The sequence below is a fragment of the Kitasatospora sp. NPDC059747 genome, assembly GCF_042732955.1.
GTDB lineage: Bacteria > Actinomycetota > Actinomycetes > Streptomycetales > Streptomycetaceae > Kitasatospora.
In genome coordinates, this window is record NZ_JBHWGV010000093.1 from 6,478 (window position 1) to 13,491 (window position 7,014).

A 7,014-nucleotide genomic window follows, 5' to 3' on the forward strand; every position below is an offset into this window, starting at 1 on the left:
CGCCACCCATCCTTTTACCACGTTCCGTGGGGGGGGGGGGGGGGGGGTGGGCGAACAGCTGACAGATAACAGATTTCGAAATCTGTTATCTGTCAGCTGTTATCTGTTCGCCGTCGGCTGTCGGCTTCCGTCGTCCCGCCCGTCCCACCCATCCTGCCCCCGTCCCGTCCGAGTCCCGCTCGCCGCCCGGGCGGGGGACGGGCACGGCCCGGGCGCGAGCCGGGAACCGCACGGGACCCAGCCCCCGTGCGGCCGGGACGGCGGGCGGCGGACCGTGATGTCGAAGGCGGGCCGCCGGGGCCCGCCGCGACCCGAAGGAGCCCCGAGATGCCGGGCACCGTCCTCACCGACCTGCGCCGACACGGCGCCGTCGACCCCGGCCGCCTGCTCGCCGGCCCCCTCCGCGGTGTCGGCCTGCAGTGGCTGGATCCGGGCCGCAACGCGGAGCTGGGCGCCGACACCGTCGAGCACATGCTCTACGTCACCGCCGGCTCCGGCCTGGCCGGTGAACCCGGGGAGGCTGGCGCCCCCGACGCCGGCATCCCGCTCGTCGAGGGCACCGCGCTCACCCTCCCGATCGGCGCGCGGACCGTCCTCACCGCCGGCACCGCCGGGATGGAGTACTTCCACGCGGTCCTCACCGTCCCGCACCCCGCCCAAGCCCCGAAAGAAGGCGAACCCCGGTGATCGTCTCCAGCGCGACGGCCTCCGCCGCCGTCATCCTCGGCCCGAACGGCGAACGCGTCCGCGTCCGCTGCCTCGCCCGTCGCGACATGCTCACGAGCGCCTGCGAGTCCTTCGACCACCTGCGCCTGAGCCCCGGCGCCCACCACGTCCTGCCGGGACGCGCCGACGCCGAGACCGTGCTCCACGCCCTGCGCGGCACCGCCACCATCGGCCAACAGGCCTACGAGCCAGGCCACTTGGCATCAGACGGTGACCTCCTCCTGGCCGTGAGCGGTCGCACGCTCCATCTCGAAGCCGGCCCGTTCGGCGCGGAGCTGCTCTGCCTCACCCTCGCCGTTCCCCGCCGCACCGCGGGGACGCGAGAGAGTCTCGCCCGCCGCCGTGCCGAACGGCGCCACGTGCGCCACAACCGCCCTTGACCCCAGTGCCGTTCACCTGCACATGACCCTCGGAGGTCATCCGCGTGATTGTCGTCCCCGCCGCCGTGCCCCGCACCGCGCCCGCCCTCCAACGTCCGATCGACGCGAGCCGCCGCCCGCCCGTACTCGCCGGCCTGACCATCGAGACGCTGCCGCCCGGTGCCCACATCGAGCAACGCCCGCCGGCGGACGCCGAATCGGTGACCGTGGTGCTCGCGGGCCGCCTCGCCGCGGCAGGCCGGATCCTCGGTCCGGGCGAGGCGCTCCACCACGCGCCCGGCAGCGTCTGCCGCCTCACCGCCCTCCGGGGTGCACTGACCGCCATCCTCACCGTCCAGCCGGTGCGGGCCGAAGAGTCGGTCAACATCCCTTCCCAGCGCAGGAGTTCTTCGGAACGGATGGCCTGGCGGAGGGTTGCCGTCACATCGATGACCCTCGCCGCAGGTGAAGGCCACGAGCTCCTCCGCTACCCGGCGTCCGATGCGTTCATCGTCGTCATGTCGGGCACCGGCGTGCTTCTCGGCGAGTACGGCGAAGTCTCCCTCTTCCCCGGTGACTTGGCATACGTCCGGGCGGGGGAGCGGCACGGCCTCCGCGCCGGTCCGCAAGAGCCGGTCACGGCGCTTCTGGGCCGTGTCGGATGCCCGGACCCGCCCACCGACCACCTCGCCGACAGCGACCGGCCGCGCCCCTGCCGGTCGCACTGAGCCATCGCCGTCCTTCCTCCGCCCCGGGCCGGGACCACCCCTCTGGGACCGGAACGGGACGGCGGTCCCATGCGGCCGGGGCTCACTCGTGCGCACAGTGGGGGGTGACCGATCGATCGACTCGGCCGTTCGGAAGAAGCGGGAGTACCACTCATGGCAACGAACACCACCACGAAGGCGCTCTGTGTGGCCGGCGCCGCCGTCGGCGCGATCGCGGCGGCGGTCGCGCTGAAGAACGCATGCTCATCGTCGGCCTCGGTGTCCGGCACCGGCTCGGCGCCGGGCATCGGGGAGTCGCCGCAGGGCTGCCAGCTCGGCCAGAAGTGCAGGCCCGGCCACACCTGACAGTCGGCCAAGTCCCCGATCCCCCTGATGGCCCTCGGTGCCCCCCGCACCGAGGGCCGTGCCGTGGGGTGACGGGTGGCCTGCCGGCCGTCCGCGACGGCTCACGCCCCGACGTCTCACACCCCGACGTCTCACACCTCCGGCGCGGAACCCGAGCCGTCCGTGCCGTGCTCCCGGGAGGGCGACCGTGGCAGCGTCGCCAGCACCTCGGTCCCCGCGTGCTCCGGCAGGGGCCCGACGGTGCACCTGCCCCCGACCTCGGCGGCCCGGTCCGCCCTCGACCGCAGTCCGACCCCTCCGGCCCCGCTGGCCCCTCCGTCCCCGCCGGCCTCCCGGGCCGTGTCCCCGACCAGCCCCACCCCGTCGTCCCGCACGGCCAGGGTGACGGCCTCCGCGTCCACTCGGACCGTCACCCTGGCGTGGCGTGCCCGGGCATGCCGCAGCACGTTGTTGAGGGCCTCGGCGGCGATCCGGTACACCGCGACCTCGACCGCCGCGGGCAGGTCGGGCAGCGGGTCCGGCGACACGTCGGCCGTCACCCTCAGCCCCGCGCCGCTGAACGTCCCGGCCAGCTGCCGCACGGCCCGCGTGAGCCCGAACTCGCCCAGCGGCGCGGGCCCGAGGCGTTCGGTGATCCGCCGCACCTCCTTGATCGCCATCCCGAGGTCGGCCGAGATTCCCCGCAGCGTCCCGCCGAGGCCGCCGTCCAGGACGGATGCCCCCGGTATCCCTGCACCCCCTGACGCCGCGGGAGCCGACGCCGCGTTGTCCACCCGCAGCCGAAGCCCCGCGAGCGCCGGACCGAGCCCGTCGTGGATGTCCCGGCGCAGCCGGCGCCGCTCCTCCTCCCGCGCCGCGACGAGCTGCTCCCGGCTCGCCTGCAGGTCCTCCTGCAGCCGCAGCGACGCGACCGCGGGTGAAGCCTGGTCGGCCAGCGAGCGCAGGATGTCGATGTCGCTCGGGTCCAGCCGCTCCTCGCCGTCCCGCAGCCCGACCGTCAACTCGCCGATCGGCTCGCCGTGGTGGACCAGCGCGAAGCCCTGCTCCCGCCGCCCGTCCAACCGCCCCACCGAGGCGAGCGGGCGTCGCCCGGCCCGCGTACTGACGGTGAGCGCGACCCCGGGCAGTCGCAGTTCCTCCGCGACCGTCGCACACAGCGCGGCGGGCAACTCCGCAGGGTCGACGACCTGCCGCACCCGCCCCGCCAGGCGCCGCAGCACCTGGTACGGCTGTGCCCGCTCGCCGTAGTACAGCCGGTCCACCAGCGAGACGGCCCACCGGGTGGCCCGCGGCAGTCCGGCACCGAGCGTGAACACGAGGGCGATCAGCACCAGCGCCGGCCCACTGTGCCCGGGCGCCAGCCGGCCGGACAGGACGGCCGCGAGCGCCACGAATAGCGCGGTGATCCCGGTGGCCAGCAGCAGCCCGCTGAGGACGCTGCGCGCGGCGCGGTCGAGCCGCCAGCCGCGGTCCCGGACGACCAGGTACCCGACCGCGACCGCCCAGGCGAGCCCGGCCGCCGCGAAGAGCGCGTAGCTGAGCCAGAACGCCTCCCGGTACATCCGCCGGTAGAAGTCCTGCATGCCGGCCCAGAACAGGTAGGCGGCGAGCATCGCCGCGACGTTCGCGCGGTGCCGCGCGACGGGTTGCCGCTGCCCCGCCGCCGGGGCGGCCGGCCGGAGGATCCGCGCCAGCAGGACGACGGCGGCGATGCCGACGAGCAGGTAGTTGACGGCGTCCGAGTACCCGTACACGTGCTCCCCGAGCGCTCCGAAGAACCGGGCGGGCGGACTGTCCGCGAGCGGGTCGGGGCGGTCGAACACCTCGGGCCTGGCGAGGAACGACAGCGAGCCCGGCAGCACCCAGAGCGTGACCGCGGCGATGTACCACCACCAGCGGCGCGTGGTCAGGCGGCCGGTGGGCAGCCAGAGCGGAAGAACGTAGAAGAGCGTGGAGTTGACCGTGTCGCAGAGGACCTGGAACACCGCCGCGGCGCCCACGACGCCGGGGTCGGCGACCTGGACGGTGACCGGCGCCGCGGCGGCGTTGGGCAGGACGAGCGTGACCGCGTAGACCAGCATGACCCAGCCGAGCGGGTTGCCGGGGCGGTGGGCGTGGAGCAGCATCCCGGCACCGGCGGTCGGCAGGGCGTAGATGAGGATGCCGAGCTCGTTCCTGGGCGTGACGACGCTCGGGTCCCCCAGGTGGACGAGTACGTAGCAGATCCAGGCGGTGGCGACGACCAGGCAGACCGCCGTGACGACCGCAGCCGCCGTGAGCTGCTGCCGTGCCGCCGTCCGGGGCCGGGGGGAGGACGCCGTGGTCATGGCACCGCCTCGGAGGCTCGAAGGTGGACGTGGGCTTCGGGTACTCGGGGCTCCGGCCCGGGACGGCGAGGGGTGGCCGCCGTTCCGTGGGCCGCGTTCCAGTCTCGGCGGCCCGGTGTCCCGGGCGCATGGGGCAGGGGTCTCGTCCGCGGCCCGCAGCGGGTCACCGCCGGTGTCCCGTTGCTCCGGCCCGGCCGGTCAGCCGCCCGGATGACCCCGGAGCATGTCACGGAAAGTCACGTGATCGTCGCTGGTAGCGTCGGCCGGGTGAACGAACACCGGGTGGACGAACCGCAGCCCAACGCGCCGGAGCCGGACCTGTCGCAGCCCGGCACGCTGCGACCCGAGGGCCCGAGGCGTGATGAGCCGAGGCGTGATGAGCCGAAAGCCGAGGACCCGCTGCCCGAGGACCCGATGCCCGCGGAGCCGAAACTTGCAGAGCCGAAGCCCGCGGAGTCGGGGTCTGGCGAGCCGCAGGGAGTCAGGCCCGTCCGTGTCCTGGTCGTCGACGACCACCCGCTGTTCCGCGAGGGCCTCAAGGCGGCACTGGAGAGCGCCGAGGGCATCTCCGTCGTGGCGCAGGCCGAGCGGATCGCCGAGGTGCCGGGGGCCGTCGAGCGGTCCGCGCCGGACGTCGTGATCATGGACCTCTCGCTGCCCGACGGCTCCGGTCTGGAAGCCCTCCGGACGCTGTCGGGGCGCGAGCAGGCCCCGCCCGTGCTGATGCTGACCATGTCGGACGACGACGGGAACCTCCTCGCCGCCCTCCAGGCGGGGGCCCGCGGCTACCTGGTCAAGGGGGCCGGCCGGGAGGAGGTGCTGCACGCGGTGCGGACGGTCGCGGCGGGCGGCGCGGTCTTCGGGGGCGAGGTCGCGGGGCGGATCGCCGAGTTGCTGGCGGGTGCGCGGATGCGCGAGGCGGGACAGCTGTTCCCCGAACTCACCGCCCGCGAGGCCGAGGTGCTGGACCTGGTCGCGCGGGGACTGGACAACCGGCGGATCGCGCGTGAGCTGGTCGTGGCGGAGAAGACCGTGCGCAACCACGTGACCCACATCTTCGAGAAGCTGCACGTCGGCACGCGCGCCGAAGCGGTAGCCCGCGCCCGCGACATGGGCCTCGGCGACGGCTGACCGTCCCGGCCGGTCCAGGCCTTGGCCGACGGCCGACCGCTGCGCCACCCCTTGACGACCCCGGGGCCCGGCCGGATCCTCATGAACGCGTCAACCTTGCGATCGCGACCCGTCCCGACCCCACATCAGGTGTCCGCCCGGAGTCCCCAACCCCGGTGCGCGTCCGCGAGGTTACGCCTTCCCGTTCTGCCCCACCGGAACCTGGAGCCTCCCGTGACCGAGCGCACCCCGCACGGCGTCCGTGCTGTCCTTCGACGTGCTGTCCCTCGTCGTACAGTCCTCCGCCGTGCAGCCCTTCGCGGTGCCGTTCTGCCTACCGCACTGGCCGGCCTGGTTGCCGCCGCCCTCTATGCCCCTGCCGCCCCGGCCACCGCAGCCGCCCCCGCTGCCCCGGCCGTCTGGGTAAAACCCGTCGGTCTCAAGGCACTTCAGGACGCCCCCGCCATACCCGTGGCCAACGTCAAGGCCCACCTCGCGCAACTGCAGTCCATAGCCGACGCCAACGGCGGGAACCGCGCCCACGGCACCTCCGGTTACCAGGCCTCGCTCGACTACGTGAAGGCGCAGCTGGACGCGGCCGGATTCACCACCGCCGTCCAGCAGTTCGACGACGGGGGTGCGGGCGGTGCCAACCTGATCGCCGACTGGCCGTCCGGCGACTCCGCGCACGTCGTGATGGCCGGAGCCCACCTCGACTCGGTCCAGGCCGGCCCCGGCGTCAACGACGACGGCTCCGGCACGGCGGGCATCCTGGAGACCGCCCTGGCCGTCTCGCGGGCCGGGCTCAAGCCCGCCAAGCACCTCCGGTTCGCATGGTGGGGAGCCGAGGAGAACGGCATGGTCGGCTCCCGAAACTACGTCAACGGCCTTTCCCCCGCCGACCGTTCGTCGATCGACACGTACCTGAACTTCGACATGATCGGCTCGCCGAACCCCGGCTACTTCACCTACCGCCAGGACCCGGCGCTGGACGCCCTGTTCCACGACTGGTTCGCCGCCCGCGGCATCGCCACCGAGCAGGACTTCGAGGGCGACGGCCGCTCCGACCACGCGCCCTTCCAGGATGCGGGCATCCGCGTCGGAGGGCTGTTCAGCGGCGCCGACTACATCAAGACGGCCGACCAGGCCGCCAAGTGGGGCGGCACCGCGGGCCAGGCGTTCGACGCCTGCTACCACGCCGCGTGCGACACCAGCGCCAACATCGACGACACCGCGCTGGGGCGGATGACCGACGCCATCGCCCACGCGCTCTGGACGCTCTCGGCCGACGGGAGTTGACCCCGCCGGCCCGTGAGGGCACCTGGGGGGGGGGGGGGGGCGCGCCCCCCCCCCCCCCGCCGGGGGGCCCCCCCCCCGGCAAACCCGGGCGGGGCGAAACCCCCCCCCCCCCCCCCGCCC

Annotated in this window: 7 protein-coding genes; 6 read left to right on the top strand and 1 reads right to left on the bottom strand. The window is 74.3% G+C overall.

What is annotated here, in order from left to right:
• Positions 1 to 327 precede the first annotated feature (327 nt).
• The 4 genes from ACFV4G_RS31735 to ACFV4G_RS31750 all read left to right on the top strand — a co-directional run bounded on the left by ACFV4G_RS31735 (position 328) and on the right by ACFV4G_RS31750 (position 2,158).
• The gene (locus ACFV4G_RS31735; protein WP_380445567.1) at positions 328 to 687 is read left to right on the top strand and encodes a hypothetical protein; all 360 of its coding nucleotides are present in this window, start codon (positions 328 to 330) and stop codon (positions 685 to 687) included.
• A complete protein-coding gene (locus ACFV4G_RS31740) occupies positions 684 to 1,106 on the top strand; it encodes a hypothetical protein (RefSeq protein ID WP_380445568.1) in 423 nt (140 codons plus the stop codon). Before ACFV4G_RS31735 ends, ACFV4G_RS31740 begins: the two co-directional genes overlap by 4 nt.
• A gap of 44 nt (positions 1,107 to 1,150) precedes the next feature.
• Positions 1,151 to 1,813, top strand: a complete 663-nt coding sequence (locus tag ACFV4G_RS31745; RefSeq protein ID WP_380445569.1) for a cupin domain-containing protein — start codon at positions 1,151 to 1,153, stop codon at positions 1,811 to 1,813.
• 153 nt (positions 1,814 to 1,966) lie between these two features.
• Complete coding sequence (locus ACFV4G_RS31750) at positions 1,967 to 2,158, top strand: hypothetical protein (protein WP_380445570.1); 192 nt, start codon at positions 1,967 to 1,969, stop codon at positions 2,156 to 2,158.
• A 131-nt stretch (positions 2,159 to 2,289) separates the two neighbouring features.
• Here the strand turns inward: ACFV4G_RS31750 and ACFV4G_RS31755 are convergent, their stop codons facing one another.
• On the bottom strand, positions 2,290 to 4,485 hold the full coding sequence (locus ACFV4G_RS31755; RefSeq protein ID WP_380445571.1) for a sensor histidine kinase: 2,196 nt from the start codon (positions 4,483 to 4,485) through the stop codon (positions 2,290 to 2,292).
• Between the two features lie 267 nt (positions 4,486 to 4,752).
• Here ACFV4G_RS31755 and ACFV4G_RS31760 point away from each other — a divergent pair, with 267 nt between their 5' ends.
• Both ACFV4G_RS31760 and ACFV4G_RS31765 read left to right on the top strand, forming a co-directional pair.
• On the top strand, positions 4,753 to 5,616 hold the full coding sequence (locus tag ACFV4G_RS31760; RefSeq protein ID WP_380445572.1) for a response regulator: 864 nt from the start codon (positions 4,753 to 4,755) through the stop codon (positions 5,614 to 5,616).
• A gap of 450 nt (positions 5,617 to 6,066) precedes the next feature.
• Entirely contained in the window at positions 6,067 to 6,894 is an 828-nt protein-coding gene (locus ACFV4G_RS31765) for a M28 family metallopeptidase (protein ID WP_380445573.1), read from the top strand.
• Positions 6,895 to 7,014 lie beyond the last annotated feature (120 nt).